At 57.9% G+C, this 19152-nt stretch carries 21 protein-coding genes, 1 tRNA gene and 1 other RNA gene; 11 read left to right on the forward strand and 12 right to left on the reverse strand.

The genetic code is table 11. The features are described 5' to 3' along the window. Nucleotides 1-53: 53 nt before the first annotated feature. Nucleotides 54-890, reverse strand: coding sequence for an aldo/keto reductase (locus HSEST_RS01625; protein WP_229121826.1), 837 nt, complete (start codon nt 888-890; stop codon nt 54-56). Between the two features lie 220 nt (nt 891-1110). Here HSEST_RS01625 and HSEST_RS01630 point away from each other — a divergent pair, with 220 nt between their 5' ends. Then, nucleotides 1111-1269, forward strand: coding sequence for a DUF7559 family protein (locus HSEST_RS01630; protein ID WP_229121827.1), 159 nt, complete (start codon nt 1111-1113; stop codon nt 1267-1269). 24 nt (nt 1270-1293) lie between these two features. Here HSEST_RS01630 and HSEST_RS01635 read toward each other — a convergent pair whose 3' ends face one another. Continuing rightward, nucleotides 1294-1809 carry a redoxin domain-containing protein gene (locus HSEST_RS01635; protein ID WP_229121828.1) on the reverse strand — a complete coding sequence of 172 codons (516 nt, stop codon included), beginning with the start codon at nt 1807-1809 and terminating at the stop codon, nt 1294-1296. Nucleotides 1810-1812: 3 nt separating this feature from the next. Next, entirely contained in the window at nt 1813-2085 is a 273-nt protein-coding gene (locus HSEST_RS01640; RefSeq protein WP_229121829.1) for a glutaredoxin family protein, read from the reverse strand. Nucleotides 2086-2344: 259 nt separating this feature from the next. Here HSEST_RS01640 and HSEST_RS01645 point away from each other — a divergent pair, with 259 nt between their 5' ends. Beyond that, nucleotides 2345-3145 (forward strand): hypothetical protein, encoded by an 801-nt coding sequence (locus tag HSEST_RS01645; RefSeq protein ID WP_229121830.1) that lies wholly within the window; start codon nt 2345-2347, stop codon nt 3143-3145. A gap of 162 nt (nt 3146-3307) precedes the next feature. Here HSEST_RS01645 and HSEST_RS01650 read toward each other — a convergent pair whose 3' ends face one another. Together HSEST_RS01650 and HSEST_RS01655 are read right to left on the reverse strand one after the other, a co-directional pair. Beyond that, complete coding sequence (locus HSEST_RS01650; protein ID WP_229121831.1) at nt 3308-3997, reverse strand: TVP38/TMEM64 family protein; 690 nt, start codon at nt 3995-3997, stop codon at nt 3308-3310. 232 nt (nt 3998-4229) lie between these two features. After that, nucleotides 4230-4958, reverse strand: a complete 729-nt coding sequence (locus HSEST_RS01655) for a DUF5518 domain-containing protein (protein ID WP_229121832.1) — start codon at nt 4956-4958, stop codon at nt 4230-4232. A gap of 307 nt (nt 4959-5265) precedes the next feature. Between HSEST_RS01655 and HSEST_RS01660 the strand changes: the two genes are divergently transcribed. From HSEST_RS01660 to HSEST_RS01670, 3 genes are all read left to right on the forward strand, one after another. After that, nucleotides 5266-5856, forward strand: coding sequence for a CPBP family intramembrane glutamic endopeptidase (locus HSEST_RS01660; protein ID WP_229121833.1), 591 nt, complete (start codon nt 5266-5268; stop codon nt 5854-5856). A 144-nt stretch (nt 5857-6000) separates the two neighbouring features. Then, nucleotides 6001-7257 (forward strand): RNA-guided endonuclease InsQ/TnpB family protein, encoded by a 1257-nt coding sequence (locus HSEST_RS01665; protein ID WP_229121834.1) that lies wholly within the window; start codon nt 6001-6003, stop codon nt 7255-7257. Nucleotides 7258-7601: 344 nt separating this feature from the next. After that, complete coding sequence (locus HSEST_RS01670; RefSeq protein WP_229121835.1) at nt 7602-8138, forward strand: hypothetical protein; 537 nt, start codon at nt 7602-7604, stop codon at nt 8136-8138. A 280-nt stretch (nt 8139-8418) separates the two neighbouring features. Here the strand turns inward: HSEST_RS01670 and HSEST_RS01675 are convergent, their stop codons facing one another. Next, the gene (locus HSEST_RS01675; RefSeq protein WP_267491902.1) at nt 8419-9171 is read right to left on the reverse strand and encodes a bacterio-opsin activator domain-containing protein; all 753 of its coding nucleotides are present in this window, start codon (nt 9169-9171) and stop codon (nt 8419-8421) included. 101 nt (nt 9172-9272) lie between these two features. Between HSEST_RS01675 and HSEST_RS01680 the strand changes: the two genes are divergently transcribed. Further along, a complete protein-coding gene (locus tag HSEST_RS01680; protein ID WP_229121837.1) occupies nt 9273-9542 on the forward strand; it encodes a HalOD1 output domain-containing protein in 270 nt (89 codons plus the stop codon). 1053 nt (nt 9543-10595) lie between these two features. Here HSEST_RS01680 and HSEST_RS01685 read toward each other — a convergent pair. After that, nucleotides 10596-11540, reverse strand: coding sequence for a CPBP family intramembrane glutamic endopeptidase (locus HSEST_RS01685; protein ID WP_229121838.1), 945 nt, complete (start codon nt 11538-11540; stop codon nt 10596-10598). 360 nt (nt 11541-11900) lie between these two features. Then, a complete protein-coding gene (locus HSEST_RS01690; protein ID WP_229121839.1) occupies nt 11901-13670 on the reverse strand; it encodes a transposase in 1770 nt (589 codons plus the stop codon). 297 nt (nt 13671-13967) lie between these two features. Here HSEST_RS01690 and HSEST_RS01695 point away from each other — a divergent pair, with 297 nt between their 5' ends. Further along, a complete protein-coding gene (locus HSEST_RS01695; RefSeq protein ID WP_229121840.1) occupies nt 13968-14966 on the forward strand; it encodes an Acg family FMN-binding oxidoreductase in 999 nt (332 codons plus the stop codon). Nucleotides 14967-15486: 520 nt separating this feature from the next. Here HSEST_RS01695 and HSEST_RS01700 read toward each other — a convergent pair. After that, nucleotides 15487-15561 (reverse strand) — tRNA-Arg (locus HSEST_RS01700). 122 nt (nt 15562-15683) lie between these two features. On the opposite strand from HSEST_RS01700, the gene HSEST_RS01705 reads away from it, so the two are divergent. Beyond that, a complete protein-coding gene (locus tag HSEST_RS01705) occupies nt 15684-16097 on the forward strand; it encodes a CoA-binding protein (RefSeq protein ID WP_229121841.1) in 414 nt (137 codons plus the stop codon). Here HSEST_RS01705 and HSEST_RS01710 read toward each other — a convergent pair. Beyond that, nucleotides 16094-16441 (reverse strand): DUF5798 family protein, encoded by a 348-nt coding sequence (locus HSEST_RS01710; protein ID WP_229121842.1) that lies wholly within the window; start codon nt 16439-16441, stop codon nt 16094-16096. The two genes, HSEST_RS01705 and HSEST_RS01710, sit on opposite strands and share 4 nt — an antisense overlap. An 86-nt stretch (nt 16442-16527) precedes the next feature. Here HSEST_RS01710 and HSEST_RS01715 point away from each other — a divergent pair, with 86 nt between their 5' ends. Together HSEST_RS01715 and ffs are read left to right on the forward strand one after the other, a co-directional pair. Next, nucleotides 16528-16953, forward strand: coding sequence for a DUF7548 family protein (locus HSEST_RS01715; protein ID WP_229121843.1), 426 nt, complete (start codon nt 16528-16530; stop codon nt 16951-16953). Between the two features lie 19 nt (nt 16954-16972). Then, nucleotides 16973-17281, forward strand: an RNA gene (gene ffs / locus HSEST_RS01720) — signal recognition particle sRNA. A 26-nt stretch (nt 17282-17307) separates the two neighbouring features. On the opposite strand, the gene HSEST_RS01725 is transcribed toward ffs, so the two are convergent. Beyond that, nucleotides 17308-17478 (reverse strand): hypothetical protein, encoded by a 171-nt coding sequence (locus tag HSEST_RS01725; protein WP_229121844.1) that lies wholly within the window; start codon nt 17476-17478, stop codon nt 17308-17310. Between the two features lie 81 nt (nt 17479-17559). Here HSEST_RS01725 and HSEST_RS01730 point away from each other — a divergent pair, with 81 nt between their 5' ends. Then, nucleotides 17560-17907: a DCC1-like thiol-disulfide oxidoreductase family protein gene (locus HSEST_RS01730; protein WP_229121845.1), complete on the forward strand. Its 348-nt coding sequence runs from the start codon at nt 17560-17562 to the stop codon at nt 17905-17907. Here HSEST_RS01730 and HSEST_RS01735 read toward each other — a convergent pair whose 3' ends face one another. Beyond that, nucleotides 17908-19152 carry a sensor histidine kinase gene (locus HSEST_RS01735; RefSeq protein ID WP_229121846.1) on the reverse strand — a complete coding sequence of 415 codons (1245 nt, stop codon included), beginning with the start codon at nt 19150-19152 and terminating at the stop codon, nt 17908-17910.

Below are 19152 nucleotides of genomic sequence, written 5' to 3' on the forward strand. Positions count from 1 at the left end.
GCCACCCCAGAAGGCTCACTATCAGCCATTGCGACGAGAAGTACTTAAAAGAACTACTCCGCGATGCCCCAGACGTCGTCCTCCCAGCTTTTGGCCCGGTCGTCGTAGACGGGCTCGTCGCGATCGAGATCGTCGATGCGCCGGCGATCCTCGAGGTTGAGTTCCCAGCCGAACAGTTCGAAGTTCTGCTCGATGTGCGTCTCCGAAGTCGACCGGGGCAGGACGACCACGTCCTTCTCGATCGCCCACTGGAGCACGACCTGCGCGGGCGTGCGATCGTGTTTCTGGGCGATGTCCTCGACCACGGGATCGTCGAGCACCTCGGTGCGGGCCAGCGGTGCGGCGGCCTCGACGACGACGTCGTTGTCCTGGCAGTACTCGACCAGTTCGGGTCGCTGGAGGTAGGGGTGGAACTCGATCTGGTTGACCGCGATCGGGACGTCCGAGACGTGCAGCGCCGCCGAGAGCTGATATCGGCTGAAGTTCGAGACGCCGACGTTGCGAACGAGCCCGCGGTCGTGCAGCGTCGCCATCGCGTTCAGCGTCTCCCGCAGCGAGATCGCCGGGTTCGGCCAGTGGATCAGGTACAGATCCAGGTAGTCCGTGCCCAGCCGTTCCAGCGAGGACTCACAGGCGTCGATCACCGACTCGTAATCGAGGTTCTTCGGCAGTACCTTCGAGGTCAGGAAGAGGTTCTCGCGGTCGTGTTCGGCGAGTACGTCGCCGATTTCGCCTTCGTTGTGGTAGCCCTCGGCGGTGTCGAGGTGCGTGTAGCCGGTGTCGAGCGCCGCCGAGACGGCCGTCCTGGCCGTGTCGCCGTCGAGCCGGTAGGTCCCTTTGCCGACGACGGGCAGTTCGCCGTTCGGAAGCGTAGCTGTCGGTACAGACATCGGCCGATAGTTCGGTGGCGACGCGGTAAGGTTCTTCGCCTCCGCGGAACGAATGCTCGGGCCGGTCGCCGATCCGGAATGGGTGGTGTCCGTGCTGTTCGTGTTCCCTCCCGGTACTCTACGGCGTCTGGGTACAGGCGCGGCCGGGTACCTGACGGGCTCCCCCAGGGGGTGATATCGGACCCGCCGACTTATCCGACGGCCGCTATTACAGGCTGGTATGCCCGCAACACTCGAGGTCTCCTGTGAGAACGACGATTGCGAACTCGACATGGCCGAACTGCACTACACCTACGACATGCCGGACGACGTCACAGTCGAGGACTTCCAGTGTCCGTACTGTGGTCGGTCAGAGACGCTGCGAAAAATCGACGTGTAGGTCGCAGGTCACACCAACAGACGATCAAAGCCGGTCGAGTGCATTCTCAATCTCGTCGTAGTCCGGGAACTCCGGCCACTCCCGCGCGGCCCAGGCGTACCGGACCGTCCGATCCCCGTCGATGAGGAACACTGCCGGCCGGGATTCGCTGACGCCCGCGAACCCGCCGAGATCGTTGACGACGCCGTACATCTCGGCGACGCCGTTCTGGGGGTCGCTGAACAGCCGGTACGGGAGATTGCGATCCGCGATGAAGGTCTTGTGCTCGTACGGCGTCGAGATCGAGAGGCCGACGATCGTCACGTCGTACTGCTCGTCGAAGGCCCGATCGGCCAGCTCCTTCCAGATGTACGTCGCCGGAAATGCCCCGTCCATCGAATGGAACACGAGGAGGACGGGCCCGTCGGCGGTGAGTTCCGACAGGGCGACGTCCTCCCAGTATTCGTCGTTGACCAGCGGGCGGACGAACTCCGGAGCGGACGCCCCTTCCTCGGGGTAGTCCGGTTCGTCGAGTTCGACGACATCGAAACCGAGGTCCATCCGTTATGCCCCCGTTCCGTAGGTCGTCTCGATGTATTCGACGATATTCTCACTCTCGGACATCGTCACGCCCGTCGTCTCGTCGACGATAGCTGGAACGGATCGTTGCCCGGTGAGGCGCTTGACGGCGTTGCGCTTGGAGTGGAGCGGTTCGACGAACCGCGACTGGTAGTCGAGATCGTGCTCCTCAAGCGTCCGGACGACCCGCTCGCAGAACGGACAGGCTTGCAGTCGATACAGTGTGATGGGAGGGTCCTCGGGGGTTGACTCACTCATTGGTTCGTGTTCCCGATACGACCGACAAACGGGTAACTGTTTGTACTCCTGCAAGAGCTAAATCGCTGGTCCGTCAAGTACCCGGACCGTGACGGAGACACCAGTGAGTCGCTTTTCGTGTGGGGCGTGGTAACGTGGCGAGCGTTCGCGCACGGCTCGAACGTGTGTTTTTCGCCGCTCGGGTCGCCGGCCTCGCCGACAATTCCACCATCTATTATACCGTTCACGACGAACCAGTCACGCGACCAGCCCAACAGCTATGAGTCAGTTTCCACTCCTCGATCGATTGCGTCGCCCCGAGTACACCGGCGAGAACCGCTGTCGACCGTGTACCGCCGTCAATCTCGGCATCATCGCGGTCGTCGGTGCCGTGATCGCAGTCTGGAGCGCGGTCGCGGCCGTCCTCGCCGTTGCCGTCGGGCTCGCTGTGCTCGCGCTTCGCGGGTACGTCGTCCCAGGCACGCCGCGGTTCGCTCCGCGGCTCGTCGAACCGCTCCCGCTGGATTTCGGCCATAGCGAGCCACCACGCGAAACCGACGCCCTCTCGGACGTGGGCGACGGAACGGACGGCCCGGATCCCGGAGCCATCCTCGAATCGCTCGTCGCCGCGGGGGTCATCCAGGACGACGGCGAACAGCTGTTTCTGAACGACGCGTTCCGCGAGGCCTGGACCGACCGTATGGCGACGTTGCGATCCGCCGACGAGTCCGAATTGCTCACCCGCGTCGAGGACGCGTCGCCGGTGGACGTCGAGGCACAACTCCACGACGACCACGTACTTCTGGCGGGAGGTCAAGACGTCTGGTTGCGCCGCGCTGTCGCAATCGCCGAGACGGCTGCGGTCGAAGCGCTCGAAGACTGGGAGCTGTCCCCGGACGTTCGAGCGCTCGCCGCACGGCCGTTGCGCAATTTCCTTCGAACGTGTCCGGTCTGTGGCGGCCCAGTACGGGAATCGACGCGAAAGAACTGCTGTGGCGGCACAAGTTCAGTATACGAAAACCCGGAACAGCCAGTCCTCGCGTGTGAGGACTGTGAAACGGTCGTGATCGAACTGGATTGAGTCCCCGCCCTGAAGTGCGCGACTTTCTTCGCGCTTCTGCGAAACAACCCCAGAGACGGGCGCTGGAAGGAACGGTATCTCCATGATCAACTCGCCTCTCGGCACATGCGTATCACAGAGAAGGCTCCTGCACCACCGCTGACAGACGTATGGCCAACAGTATCAGGCACGCTCCCGGCGGAGCACGGTGATCAGCGTATCGCGATAGTACAGGGCCACGGCGCTGACTACGAGCAGAGCGACGAGGAGGGTCACGGCGCTGATGATCCGGTCGTCAGCCACCTGTGCGCCCACGAGATTGAACAGCAGGATCGACGGGAACCGGCCGATTGCGGCGAGGACGATGAGATACGGCATAGAGATCTTGGTGATGCCGGCGACAAAACAGATCACGTCGTCGGGTAGACCCGGAATGAGGAAGAAGCCGAAGATGAGCGGCGCCCCCCTGTCAGCGGAGTTCGTGTCGAACCTGTCGATCCACTCGGGGGCGACGAACCGCTCGACATACGGGCGGCCGTACCGCCTAGCGATCACAAACACGATGGTAGTGCCGATGAGGGTCCCGACCATACTGTAGAGGGTGCCGTACCAGACGCCGAAGACGTAGCCGCTCGCGACGCCAATGACCTGCCCCGGGATTGGAGCGACCACGACCTGCAGCGTCTGGACGGCGACGAACATCACGGGTGCCCACAGGCCAAATCCAAGTAGCCACGCACGGAACTGCTCGGCCGACCGCAGAAAGGGGAGATACTGCCGAGCGAGGAGATACGACCCCACCAGTACGGTCGCGACCACCGCGACGTGGACGGCGACGCGTCGCCGGTTCGCGGCCGACGTGAACAGGCCCATTCCGTCGGCTGTTTCTCGCGCTAATATAAAAAGACTACTCGGAGGAGGGCCGCGCTCTCGGCAGTTTGAAAATACGGCCTGTGTCGACAGTTCCTGACAGATTACTATCACACGAAAGTGAGCGGAAGTCCGGATGGAATCAGACCCTTGCTAATGGTTCTATGACATCCTGACTACTATAGTATGTCTACCTGAATAGTCATCCCACCACATCCGAGCGAGTCTCCTATGTTCACCTGCTATCGGCCAGACGGCCCCCCGCGAAGCCGCCGAGCGCACCGAGCCCGGCTCCGTAGGCAGCAAGCACCAGCAATCCGAAGAACATCCCCGCGACAACCACGAAACCAAGTCCGGTCTCTTGTACGGTAGCGAGTCCCGAATACAGGCCAACAGTGACGAATCCCACAAGGGTCAGTGCCGGGGCCATCGCCAAAAATCCGGAGAGTGCACCGACACTTACTGGCCGCCCCGTCACTGGCTGTTCGAGATAGCCTGCGAGGCCACCGCCAAGGATTGGCGAAAGAGGGACGAACGAAAGAATCGTCGTCGCGACCGCGCCGAGAATCGCCGACGATCGGTACGTGTCGACGTCTCCCCCCTCCCTGACGTTGTGATAGGCGCGATGGCGGAACACGACGTATCCGATAGCAAACAGAACGAGTCCGATACCCGTTACGAGGAGGCCGATCCCGGTCCAGTTTACGACCTCCAATGTGAACTCGAGCATCTCAGCCTCTGTGAGATCCCGTTCCAAGATGACAACCGTGATCTGACCAGCTTCGATATCTTCGGCAATCAAGTCCCGATCGACGACGAAAGTTACGGCAGTTCCACCGACGGTCAGTGCCATTCCACCGAGTGCAATAGCCACTGCGACGAGCCAATCGACGTACTCGGGTAACGGCTGAGTAAACACGAGATCGTCTCGTTCACTACTGGCCGTATTGTCTGCTGTTTCCATATGTTGAGGATACAACGCGGTTCACCTTAACTGTGGTCTAGAATACACTTCTGGAATGATGGAGTGCACTGGTGGCGAATGAGGGCAGTCTCACTCAAGAGGTGGATCCGCGCTGATCGTCTGCTGTTGGTCACCGGAACAAGAACACGACGACAGTCAGCTATTAACGGCTGTCAGTATACATTTATCAGATGACACTCCGTATCTGACCGCGGTCCTGACGGTCTGGCTGGCCACGCGGTATCTCGATCATCGACCGTTCCGCTCGCTTGGGCTTCGGTTCAGCAGGACTTGGTGGCGTGAGTTTGTGGTCAGTATCGGGTTCGGGTTGTTCCTGACCGGCGGTGTGTTCGTGATCTACTTCGCGGCTGGGTGGGCGACTGTCGAAGGGTGGTTCGTTGCTGAAGAGCGGACGTTCCTCAATGCCTTCGGGGTGAGCGTGGCGATCTATGCGGCCGTGGCGTTCCTCGAAGAACTCCTATTTCGAGGGTACTTCATCACGAACGCGACCGAGGGAGTCCCGTCACGATTCGTCAGCCGTTTCGATGGTATCCTCCCGGGACGCTGGCTCGGCGCGGTTCCAGTCGCAGTCGCCGTGTTCGTCTCCTCGCTTGTGTTCGCACACTTTCACGGCGACGTGCTGACCGCCATGCAGTATCTCCACTTCAGGCTGGCAGGCGTGTTGCTGGCGCTTCCATACGTCCTGACCGGGCGGCTCGGTGCCTCGATCGGGCTCCACTGGGCGTTCAACGTCGGTGTGACGAGTCTGTTCAACGTCGAAGGCCCTTCCGGCCTTCGTCCGACTCGAGTTCGATGGCCCGCCGCTGTGGGTCGGCGAAACCGCACTGACCGAAACCGGCATGATTGTGGTAACGATCGGAATTGTGTTATACGCTGAACAGGCGCAATACCACGGCCTTCAGGCCGTGGATACGCGCCGTCACTCAGTGACACCTTCCACAGACTCAACAAGACTGGATATTCCACTCCAAACACAACCATTAATATACTCTATTTCATAACTAGTTATGAACACAGTACGATGCTGGAGACAACCCGCACCTACGTCGCACGCATCACGAACCACAGTCAGGTTCGTGACGGCCTCGACCAGTGCGGGTTCTCCGCGTCGAAACTGTGGAACGTCGGACGCTACTACATCCAACAACGGTGGGACGAAGACGGTGAGATACCCGACGAAGCCGAGCTGAAGTCGGAGTTGAAAGACCACGAACGCTATAGTGACCTGCATTCTCAGTCAAGTCAGCGAGTTCTCGAAGAACTTGCTGAGGCGTTCAACGGATGGTACAACTCCGACGACGGCAACAACCCACCGGGCTACCGGAAACGTGGCGACCGACACCCTCGCTCCACCGTCATATGGAAGAAACGAGCCATCAAGCACGACGACAAGCACGGCCAACTTCGCCTCTCGAAAGGCTTCAACCTGAAAGAGGGTCGGTCTGACTTCATCCTCGCGGAGTACGAAACTCGCCCTGACGTAGAAGTCGAGAACATCCAGCAAGTGCGTGCCGTCTGGAACGGCGACGAGTGGGAACTCCACCTCGTCTGCAAGAAACAGATTCCTGTCGAAGACGCACCCGGTGACAACACGGCGGGTATCGACCTCGGAATCAGCAACTACCTCGCCATCGACTACGAGGACGGCCCCTCAGAGTTGTATCCGGGGAACACGCTGAAAGAGGACAAACACTACTTCACCCGCGAGGAGTACCAGACCGAAGGCGAGAACGGCCCGTCGAAGCGAGCGCAGAAGGCTCGGCAGAAACTCTCCCGACGCAAAGACCACTTCCTTCACACCCTCAGCAAGCACATCGTTGAGCGGTGTGTCGAAGAAGGTGTGGCGAAAATCGCGGTTGGCGACCTCAGTGACATCCGCGAGGATGAGAACGGTGACTCGCGGAATTGGGGTGCGTCGGGGAACAAGAAGCTGCACGGTTGGGAGTTCGACCGATTCGCCCGTCTCCTTGAATACAAGGCCGAGGAACACGGCATCCTTGTTGACCGTGTAGACGAGGAGAACACGAGCAAGACGTGTTCGTGTTGCGGGCAGATTCGGGATAGCAACCGTGTGGAGCGCGGTCTGTACGTCTGTTCGTCGTGCGAGACGACGATGAACGCAGACGTGAACGGTGCGGTGAACATCAGGAGAAAGATAACTCAGAGTCCCCCGACGGGGGATATGAGTAACGGCTGGTTGGCACAGCCCGGAGTCTTCCTGTTCGACCGTGAGAGCGGACGGTTCACACCGAGAGAGCGGGGAGACTGCAAACCCTAATATCCCAACGCTCGGGATTCCTCCGCCTTCAGGCGGAGGAGGATGTCAATGTGGGCGCGCTGGCGGGACCTGACAGGGTTTGACGAGTCCTTCCGCCGGGACGCCGTGAATCCGGACCGGCCGACACCCTCCAGGGATTGACTGGTGTTCTTGGAGCCGATTTGCTAGAGGACTGTGCGTGACGAAGCGCCGGTGGAGTTACGGTCACGGATCACAGACTCTGATCTATACGAAATGCAGAAGAAAACCCGCGGTTCAGCCGTGGGTAGCTCAACTCAGCCACTCATCAATGACGGGCACGGAGTTGGGGAAACTTTCTATAATACGCTGTAGTACACTAAAACATGGACTTCGATATTTTGCCGTGGCTTTTTCACTGGCCGCCTAGCCGGCGGATGATTGCGGCATTTCTCGTTGTCACCACAGCGTCTGTTGGGACGATTGTTGTACTCGGTGGAGTAACCGACACGCAGCCCGACGGAAATATTACGGTTTCCGACGCCGATCTCTCGATTCGTCTCAACGAGGAGACTGAGTTCCCGGACACAAATGGCACGGTCGAAACCTGTCTCGGGAGTGGCACACCGGGGGACCATCTCAGTATACTCGGCGATATCACAGTTCATATTCCCCCGACGCATAATGACAACACCCAATCAGTCGTTCTAGAGTTGAACCATACCTGGAATCGAACGGTGGGGGCAATTGAGGATCGGGGGAGTGTCACAAAGGACGTGTTCTGGTTAGTAGAAGACGATGAAACGCTCTCAGTGGGAGACACAACAACTGTGGAAGTACATGTTCAAGAGCAAGGTACAGCAGTAGCGTCGAGAACGCTCTCGTTGCCCATCAGGAACGGTTCACGATCGTACGACTGCTAGATTCCGGCTCTGTATCGGTCAAGTTGCTTCTGACGGAGGGGGGACAGGTCAATAGCGCCTGTAGAAGATGGAGGGCCCGAATCGGTCATTTGACAGTCGCCATCTTACGAGAGAACGAAATGTCTCGTCGAACTGGTAAGGCTTGGACGTCAATACGCACACCTATCGTGCAGAACAGATCTCCAAATGCCACTCCATTGATTCACATCCAATTTTTAATTGACGGACGAGCGGTAGGTGAAGTGTGGTAACCTTGTTCCGGAGCCGGTCTTCCACCCTACTACTGTTTGCTTTGAAACGAACTGCTGTTCTCTTGGCTCAGGAGCGAGATGAGTTTGCGCTCGGCAGCGTGGAGATGTTGTGAAAGCGTCGCGGGACTAATACCGAACTCGTCAGCGATCTCTTCGCCAGTTGTTTCGCGTGATCGTTCGTAATAGCCAGCATCATACGCGGCCAGAAGGAGTTCTCTCTGTCGCTCGGTGAGCCGGTCGTCCATGACCTGTTGAAGCTCTTCAGTCGTAAACAGTGGTGTTGAGCGTTCTTTCGTCTCTTTGGCAGTCGTAGTCGCCGAGGGATGGTCGTCGAGGAACTCCTCGACGATGCTGGATACATCTTCAGTCGGTGGTATTTCGACAGCGATGTGCCCCTTCCCGCTCTCACCTACCACCTCTTGCGGAATAGCCCCGAGCTCGGCCAGATCCCGCGCGGGACAGAACCCCTCAACGACGAACTCGAAGAGGCCACCGTCTTCAAACCTCGCAACGAGTCGGGGTTCAACGAAGTCGTTTGCCTGGGCAAGGTCGAGGATACGCTCCGGATCGGCACCCATGATGGTGAAAAACTCCGCAAACTTGCCCGATCCCCGCGGTATCATCTTTTCGAGTTCAACCCGACAATCCGCTTCTTGAGTAACCCCGACAAACGGATACGTCGGGTCGGACACCGCGAACCTGACCGCAACGACGCCCTGTGTGTTTAGAGGAAGATTCAGAATCGTCCATAAAACAACATATGGCGAATGGATTAATAACACTATCGACCATTATATTTGCCAGATTAGAAGAACACTACTATGAGAGTCAAAGTAATAAGCCACGACGACTAATCGCGTAGAGTTACAACTCCAAGATGACTATGAACAATTCCTCGGACAAAATCATCCACCGAAAATTAGTAGCCAATCAACAGAACCCAGCCGTGCAAATTGCGAAAGTAGTGGCTGATCTCGAAGGGAAACAACCTGAAGAACTGACGCCCACATACGAACACCTTGGCAATACCATCGACTACATATTTTCGAATCCTCCAGCCCCTGGAGCACGGGTCGAAATCAAGTTTAGTTATGAAGGCTATCGTATCACGATCGAGCAGGATGGTAGCGCACAGTTCGTCAAAACAGCGTGAGCTGTCTTCCCGTCCGGAATAACGAGGCTAGTGATCCAAGGTGTCTTTGATCAATACACGCTCTCTACTTTAGCAAGTATTCGCCGATATCGAAGTGGTTAAAATACTACCATTGTAATAAATACACACTCTAAGTCTTGCACGCGGATTTTGGCAGAATATGACGCTGTTATGTCAATCGGCGATTGATGTTCTCTGTTGGGACCAGTGTGGCTGGACGCGAACTCCCGTGGCCACCACTCGCCCGGTTGCGCATCGAACGAAAGCAAACACATCCCAACAGTAGAACGCGAAACGCCGAATTCAGAACCTGTCGGCCGTGATTTCGGGAAGAATCTCGGCTATGGGCGCTGGAGGCGCTTGTCCGACGGTAGAATGAATCCCCTTTCCAGGCGTGAGGCGTCCGAATTCCGGAAGCTCAGAAACAGCGATTTATCAATTGAAAGATCGTTTGCGGCGACAGTAAAAGAGATAGAGCGCGCGTATGCAGCACCGAAGGAATTCGTGAGATGTACTCGACAATCAAAGTACGCATTCGTGTATGACACTGGGGAAGAATTAACACACTATCGTTAGAAGTACCTGTATGGACATCCGACGGAACCTCTACGTCGCTGCATTCGTTGGTGCATCGTTGTCGTACATTTTCAACGTGCTTGCGTTCACTGGCACCTTCGATGTGTTCCGTTGGTTCGTGTTCGCTGTCATCTTTCTCGGTTTTACTTTTGGGTTTGAGAGGTTCATCGGGTGGCAGACTGGATAGCAAGAGTCTCGATTGGGGCGAGTTGTCATTCAGTGCTGCAAATATGTTATTTATCGATCATGGCTGTTCCGATAGAGACTGGATAGGTCAATTCAGTCGTGCAAGATGGAGTGCGCGTACCGGTCACGAAGGATGGGCCAAGAATTCTCCACCGAATCCTACAATATAGAGCGTGGAGCAGTGCCCCATCAATCTACACCGGAACAAGCGAGAGGACGACCCCCACTGAGAAGCTATGAGGTGGATTCCATTATACACTCCCAGTATCTGCTTAACCGAACACGGCAGTTTCACGCTTTAGTACGGGGCCAGGGGCTCAGAGGTTCACCTGTCATTATTTGCTCATCAGCAAGCAGTCGATCGTGTACCGCACATGCTGCAATGCCAAACAGCGCGGCCACGATTCCGACGACTCCAAAGGAGGAAATCACGAGTTCGCCCCCGTTTGCCAGGAACACCGACGTGAATACACCCAAGATGAATGAGCCATGAAAAAACGTCGCGGCGAGCACCGACTGAGCCCGGACAGTCAGGTAGGTGTATATCGGCGACAAAGCTACGGTTGCAACAGTCATCGTGAATATCCCGACGACTGGCTCATTCGGGAACTGGAGTCCGAGAAGGATGAGCGGGGTATGCCAGATACCCCAGACCAAACCCGTCCATAGCGACAATTTCCAAAATCCGAGTGGTGCCAGCTCCGTGAGCAACAGCCCCCTCCAGCCGAGTTCTTCGCCGAGGGCGGCGAGCGCGAAGAGCGTTGCCCCGAGGACGAGTCCCAGTCCGGTCAGGAGGACGACTACCGGAACGCCGGTCTGTTCCAGTTCGGCAATCGTGTCAACGGCTTCCGCCTCTGTGAAACCGAGTTCAAGCAAGAACGCCGCATATTCTGTCGTAAACGTCGTGCCTGGAAGCGCAAGACCGACACCAATCATCGTGGCAGTAAGCCCAACCGGCGCTATCCATGCGAGGATAATCCACTGAATGCGCCCTCGGTAAAGACCTAACCCCCTCCGAATGGATGCTCGGCGAAACCGGAGGAGTGTAATCGCCGCGATGGCAGGGGCCCCCATGAAGATAATAGTGCCAATGCCCTGCCCGGCGCTACTTCCGAGATCGACATCGGCGAAATAGAGCACAGTCACACCACCCCAAGAGATGGCAAACGTGAGGACAAGGAACTCAGAAATCCTTCGAATGTCTGCTGGGGTTTGTCGCACCGTTCTTTCTATCACGTAGACTTGTTTGTTCTATATAATCATAACACTAGGGTCGAAGATTGATACGCACGCCCACTGATTTGGCGGTTCGCGACCTCAACGGTGAAAGTTTATCCAGTAGAACAGTTCCATGATACCTACGAACGTCATCAGGTCCGGGGAGAAGATTTACCGGCAACTATGCCAAGAACATCCGACGAAACCGGAACGAACAGAACACGAGGAGCCCGTGTTGCATCCAGCCTCTGACGGCACCATAGAAAGGGGTGTTCTGACGAGAACACCCCGACCCGATCACCAGTGACTATCTCATCAGAACGGAGCCGTCACCACAGAAGGACCGGCTGACTGCGACAAAACACACTTCTTGCCCGGCTATCCTGCCGATTTCTCTTGCTTCGCCTCCGATTCCAGGAATCCGGAGGCTCGCTTCAGGTTTCTCCCCATTGCTTTCGCTATCGAGGCGTTCTTCACCTTGATTTTCCCCGTGAACTTCGTTTTCTCACCGTCCTTGTGATACATCTCGTTCATCAACGATTCCACTCCGGCACGTAAGTTCAGGAACTCCTGTTCCGCTGGATCATCTAACCGCTTCCGTCGCTGAGCAACTTCCACCCGCCGTTCCCTGAATCCGTAGCTGTAGTGTTCCTGCTGCTCATTGACGAAACAGTTCTCTTGGTGCTGGCAGCCATCACAGAACTGCTTCTCCATCTTTCCCGAGATACGGCCGGTCTCGTAATGGTTCTGCTCGAATGGTTCGTGTCCGGCAGGACACGCAACCATTCTCGTCCCATCCCACTCTGGAGCGGCAAGCGACATCTTCTCTGCTGCAGGACGCTGACCTGTGATTCCTGTGAAGTGCTGCGTGATCCCCTGATCACGGCAGCACTTCTCTACTTCCTTGTGCGTGTACCCGCCATCTACGAGCAGCTCACGTAATCCCGTTTCCTCGGCAAGATTCCTCGCGTCCTCACCCAAGAGGTCTCCATCATCCGTGTTGTTCGTATCGACTCGAACCGCTGTAATCAAGCGGAATGGATTTTCACCATTGCATGTCTCAGCGATATTCGACTTGTAGCCGAAGTAATCCTCCGCGTTCTTGGAGCGATACGTCGCTTCGTCGTCGTGAGGGTTTTGCAGTGATTCACTGCCGATCTCGTCGGACTCTTCCAGTCCGACGTGATCGTGTTTCTCTTCGGCGTCTCTGTCTACCGATTCGGAGTCGGGTCCATCTCCAGCAGTCGCCGTGGATTCACTTGGAGAGGTGTACGTTTGGAGTGGCTGCCAGCCCGGTGACTCGTCACCGGGATGGCCTTGATCATCTGGCTCCGGATTATCGTCTTCGAACTCAGGAATGCGATAGCATTGTTCATCGAGGACACGCTGTAGATGCGCGAAACTTTCCAACTCGGCGTATTCAGCCTCACCTCTGAACCGCTCAACAAGCCACGCGATATGCTCGGCAAGCGTTTCCATCTCGGCAGGAATTTCGTCCGGTTCAAGATGATAGGACAGCTCTAAGTTCTCGGTGTCGGCGAACTCGTCCATTCCAGCAGGAAGTTCCTGTACGATCTCCTCCGGGAGATCGCACAGGAAATTGTGAAGCACTTTAGCGAGGAGATCGACACGAGACAGTTGCTTGATGTTGGCCTCAATGAACGTCGAATCCATTCGTTGCGTACTCGCATCAATCTCAAATTCGCGCTGAAAGTAGGTGCGGTGATCCTCAAAAACCTCGTGTAGCAGATCCTGACCGGTCTCTTCCTCGTATTTCATCAACCGACGGCGGAAGTTGGTGAGCGTCTTCTCACAGATGTTGTCTCCAAGCGTCTCTTTCCCTAATGCGTTCCTGACGCGGAAGTCGAAGACGTAGGCATGTTCGAGCTCTTTGTCGGACATGCCGAGCAGGTGCTTGATAATCTCCAAGGAGACAAGCTCGTTGACTGGCTTGTTCGGTCGGCTATACCCGTCGTGGTATAGCCGTCCGAACTTCGTTTCATCAATTTGGGTGAAAACATGTTCGTAGAAGTGAGTAGACCAGTGGTTCTGTAGTTTCTTTCTTACCCGGCCTGAAAGATCTTTCAAAGGCGAAAACAGCATCTCTTGCTCATGTTCAGTATTTTCTCTAAACACGTTATTGCCCAAGTTATTGACTTTTCGAAACTCTGACCTAAATAACTTACGAGGATTATATTAAATACCTCAATAGAAGCTACATAGAGAACTCAAATAACTCATCACTGTACCTTTCTACGGTGCCGTCAGCCTCTAAGTTGGTCACAGTGATTTTGACAGAGAATAGGGAGATCAATAGCGCCTGTGCAAGATGGAGGGCGCGAGTCTTGCACTGGAAACTGTCGATCGATAACTGGCTTCGAGGACTTATAATCCCATAGATGGGTATAACGGTAGCTTGATTGGTCGGGTACGCGAATATATATCATGGTGGGTCACGACTTATCATCCGACGTTTGGGGGATCGATGCTGACAAGTTTCCGACCGAGGCGTCTCTCACACAGCGTGCACGATTCCTTCTCCAGTATGCGGTTCTTGCCCCATCCAGCCACAACTCTCAACCGTGGGAGTTCGTCGTTGAAGATGGCAAAATCGAGGTCCACGCCGACGAGGCGCGGTGGCTGGACGCGGCTGACCAGGACAAACGGGAGTTACACATCAGTCTTGGATGTGCTGTCGAAAATCTCTGTATTGCCGCCGAACGGTTCGGAATCGGATTCGAAATAGCGTATCACGACGACTCACCGCCAGTCATCGTCACGCTTCACCCCGATAGGAACAGTCCATCCGGTTCTCACCCGGAATTGTTCGACCAAATCATCGAACGATCCACGAATCACCACCTCTTCGGAAACGAGCCACTCGGTGGTTCCATCCAAGAGAAATTACGAAATTGCGTCGCCGAGGATGGCGTCACATTTCACTTGATTGAGGATCCCGGGCGGAAAGAATCGATCGCCGAACTACAGGCCGAAGCTGATCGACTCCAGATGGATGACCCAGAGTATCGCAAAGAGTTGGGAAACTGGATCGGGATAGGCGCGCTCGGAGATCCCTGGCTCAAAGCACGGATTGGGCAGGCGGTCGTCACCTACCTCGATATTGGAGACCGCGAAGCGAAGAAGAACTCGAAATTAATCCAGAGTGCGCCCGCCGTCGGCGTACTCACGACCGAGTCGGATGCCCCGCCGGCACGGGTCAAGACCGGTCAGATCTTCGAGCGCATGGCTCTCACTGCGACCGCCGAGGGGATCGCCGTTCATCCGATGAGTCAGATTCTGGAACGCCCCGCGATGCGCGAGGAACTGGCGTCCCTGATTGATGGAGACGACAAAGTACCGCTACACCTGTTCCGCCTTGGATACTCCCAAGAAGAGCAAGACCACACCCCCCGATGGCCGCTGGAGGCATTCCTCGTCGAATAGATGTAGCGTCAGTAAATCGTTCTCCCTCATATAATATTTCAGATACGTGATCCAAGTACTGCTGCATCCAGCCTCTAAGTCTTGCACGCGGATTCTGACAGAATATGAAACAGTAGTGTCTATCAGCGTTGATGTTCTCCGTAGCGACCAGTGTGGATGGACGCGAACTCCCATGGCCACCACTCGCCCGGTCGCGCATCGAACGAAAGCTAACACATCCCAACAGTAGAACGCGAAACGCCGGAATCAGATGGTGTTTGACGTGATTTCGGCGAAAATCGCAGCGATGGGCGCTGGAGGATTGTGAACCAAAGCCAGACGTGCTCACTTCGTTGCGCGCGACTGGCTGGGTTCAAATCTCCAGATGGCGAATCTGCTGCTCGCGGTTTGCTCGCAGCAAAATTCTATGGGCGCTGGAGGATTGTGAACCACGTCGTCGGCCTCACTACGTTCGGCCGCCGTCTGGTTCAAATCCTCGCGATGCATTGCTGTCGCTCATGAATTTACTCGCGACAGCAAGTGGGCGCTGGAGGATTTGAACCCCCGACAACTTGGTCCGAAGCCAAGCACTCTGTCCAAACTGAGCTAAGCGCCCTCGCTCGTGTGTTTCTCGTGTTTCGGTTTAAACCACTCGGTTCGATCGCGTCGACGGTCCCCGTCCAGGCGAGTATGACCGATAGGCGCGGATCTTTCCACTGCGACGGTGAAGATAGTCGTATGCCAGTTACGGACGACGAAACGATCGAGACGATCCTCGACAGCGAAACGATCGCGGTCGTCGGCTGCTCGACGACTCCGGGAAAGGCCGCTCACGACGTCCCGAAGTACCTGCTGGAGCACGGATACGACGTGATCCCGGTCAACCCCTTCGCCGAGGAGGTCTTCGACCGGCCCGCGTACGATTCGCTATCCGATGTGCCCGACGAGATCGACGTCGTCGACGTGTTCCGACCCAGCGGGGAGGTTCCGGAGATCGTCACGAGCGTGCTGGAACGCGACGATATCGATACCGTCTGGCTCCAGCAGGGGATCACCGATGAGGCGTCCGGCCGACGGGTCGAATCAAGCGACCGTCAGTTCGTCCAGGATCGGTGTCTGAAAGTCGAACACCGGCGTCTGCGGACTGATTAGGTCGGTCGATTCCCGGCGTCGTTCGACGGCGTCGCGTCCGCGCCGCCGGCAGTCGCGTCGCCATCGGGTGCAGCGTGACTACCGTCGGGTTCGGCATCGACATCCTCGATGTTTGCGTCGGCGATGATTGTCTCGACGTCGAGGCCCTGTTTTTCCGCCAGCGCTTCGAGCAGCGCGCGCTGCTCGGCCAGGTCGTGTTCCATCCGATCGACCTGCTGGCTGGTCGATTCGACCTCGTTTCGGAGCTGGACGAGCTGTTCGCGGAGCTCGTTCATCCGGTTGTAACTCTCCTCGGCGAGGGAGGTGACTTTCTGCAGTTTCTTTGCGGTGTCTCCGAATCCCATATCGGAGTGTACGAGAGGGGCTGTTGTGGGCGTTGTGGTGTCAGTTTGCCGCTGCAATTAAGACCCGTGGCCACGCACGCCCACGTATGGTCGACGCGCGTCGTAGCGCTCCCCTCGTCGGGATCGCCGCCTGTCTGCTGGTCATCGTCGTGCTCGCGACGCCGTACGTGCTGACCGAGTCGCAGACGGCCGGACTATACTACGAATCGGGGGTTGTCAACCCATTGCTCGCGGGCCTGCTCGTGGTGCCAGCAGTCGTCGTGTTCGCGGCCGGCCGACAAGGCCGGACCGACCGTGCGCTCGCTGCGGGCGTGACGCTCACGCTGGGGATATTCATCGTCACAATCACGATAGCGTGGGCCTCGACGGTCCAGTTCGGTATCGTGGATATGTCTCTCGCGTCCCATCGCTGGGCACTGGTCACCGTCGCGATGGGAGTTCCACTGGCGGGGACGTGGTATGCACACGCGCTGGGGCTGTTGCTGGGAGCGGAGGATGCGAAAGGCCCTTAAGTCACAGCGGGGTAGTTTCAGACGGACTAGGCCGGGCGGTTAGGCCCCGCCCGTATACCCGCGCTATGGTCTTTAGCGGGGGCCGAACACCGGGTGCGTCCGGTCGACGGACGCGGACCTCGCAAGCTAACGTGGAAGCCTCGTCCGACGGGGGTAGCGGTCCACGGGAGTTCGCCTGCAGGGGCGATCGACCGTGGTTGACCGCGGGCACCCCGCCAGGCGCGGAAGCGAGCAGCGGACCCGCGGACACCTGCCGCTCGTCGGGTCGCGGGGTGGAGGAGGCGCGCGAGACTATCCGCGTTCGAACGCCGGGCAATCCCGCCCGTCCACCATTCATACCGTATATTTCGACCGTCAGCGATGCAGCCGTTGCCAGCCACCGACCAGCAACGCTCCCAGCCCGTGCAGTGCGATCCAGAGCCCGAACAGCCAGGAGAGCGAATCGGCCGCGGACGTAACGAGCAGCCACAGCCCCATCGACGAGAAGATGAGGCCAGCGAGGAGCCACAGCGCGGTTCGAGACACGTGTTCCCCCAGGGAACGACGACACCTCACTGTGGCGGTGGTGGGCACAACGGTTAGTGCCGTCCAGCGCCTAGTCGAGGTATGTCGGATGCAATCCTCGTCTACGACGACGACTGTACGTTCTGTACGGAAGCGGCCGAGTTCGTCGCCGACCGATCGGCGGTCGAACTAGTCGGCTTCTCGGAGTTGACCGCGGACCTGCGTGATCGGCTGCCGGCCGACTACGAGAGCTGTGCACACCTGCTAGTCGGTGATGCGGTCTACTCCTGTGGCGCGGCGATGGAGCGGGCGTTCGTCCACACCGACATAGGCGAAGACCTGCAACCGGCAGTCAAGTTCCTCAGTCAGTTCGAGGATTACACCCGCGTCCGAGAGCGGGTGTATCGGGAGATCGCCGATCGCCGCGGAACACTCGGAAAACTGTTCTGATCAGCGACCCTGATGGGGTTGGGCCGCCGTATCAGTCTCCGAGAGGGACACCCCGGTCACCTCGAAGCGGGCGCCACCGTCTGTACTGTCGGAGACGTCTAGCTCCCAGCCGTGGGCGTCGACGATCCGGTCGACGATCGCGAGACCGATCCCACCGGAAGCGTCGGTGTCGTCGAAGAGGGTCGCACGTTGCTCCGGAGAGATACCCGGACCATCGTCCGCAACATAAAATCCCTGTTCGGTCGTCCCGACTCGGACAGCGACCGTCGAGTCAGCGTATTCGATAGTATCGTCGGACTGGGTCCGACTGCCCGAGGGACTTTGTCCCTCGCTGTCTCCAGGAGCGTGCGACCGGGGGCTCGTGGAGCCGTGTTCCGCGGCGTCCTCGGGAGCTTGCGACCGAGGGCTCGTGGAGCCGTGTTCCACGGCGTTACGAAACAGGTTTTCGAACAGGTGCCGGAGTCGGTCGGGATCGGCTTCGATCACGGCTGAGCTCTCGATTGTCAGTGTCGCGTCGGCGGTCGGAACGCCGGCCCAGCAATCGGTCACGAAGGGGGCGAGTTCGACAGCTTCGGGTTCGTCGATCACCTGTCCGCTCCGTGCCAGCGTGAGTGTCCGCTCGACGATCGAGTCCATCCGGTCGAGCGCCGCGTCGATCTGCTCGTGGTGTGAAGACTCAGTCTCCTGGCGGGCGAGATCGAGGTGGCTCGAAGCGACCTGCAACGGGTTGCGAAGGTCGTGAGCGACGACGGCCGCGAACGCCTCGAGACGCTCGTTTCGTCGCTCGACGGCTTCGCGCCCGAGGCGTTCGCGTTCGGCCTGGACGGCCCGAGTGATCGATCGGGCTTCCAGCGTGCCGGCGACGACACCGCCCGCCCCGCCGATGGCAGCGGCCCACACGGCCCAGCTCAGGTCCCAGCTCAACGGCGCCTCCGACCAGATCGCGATCATCCCCAGATTCAGGAGCAAAAACCCGCCGAGGCTGGCGGCGAACCAGCCGCCGATCCGCAGATATTGCTTGGCCGGCACCGGAGAGCGGTCGAGCCAGAGAGACCCGGCGACGATCGTACCTGCGAACGGAACGATCGACAGCAGCGTCATCGCGAAATAGATGCTGAACAGATCAGCCGGCGTCGCTCCGACGAACGTCATGTAGATACTGACGTGGGCAACAAACAGGACGACGCCGACGGCCCGGATGAAATGGGGAATCAGGCGCGCATACCGGGTGTCTGTGCTGGCCAC

This window comes from Halapricum desulfuricans (genome assembly GCF_017094465.1).
In the GTDB taxonomy this organism is placed as follows: Archaea; Halobacteriota; Halobacteria; order Halobacteriales; family Haloarculaceae; genus Halapricum.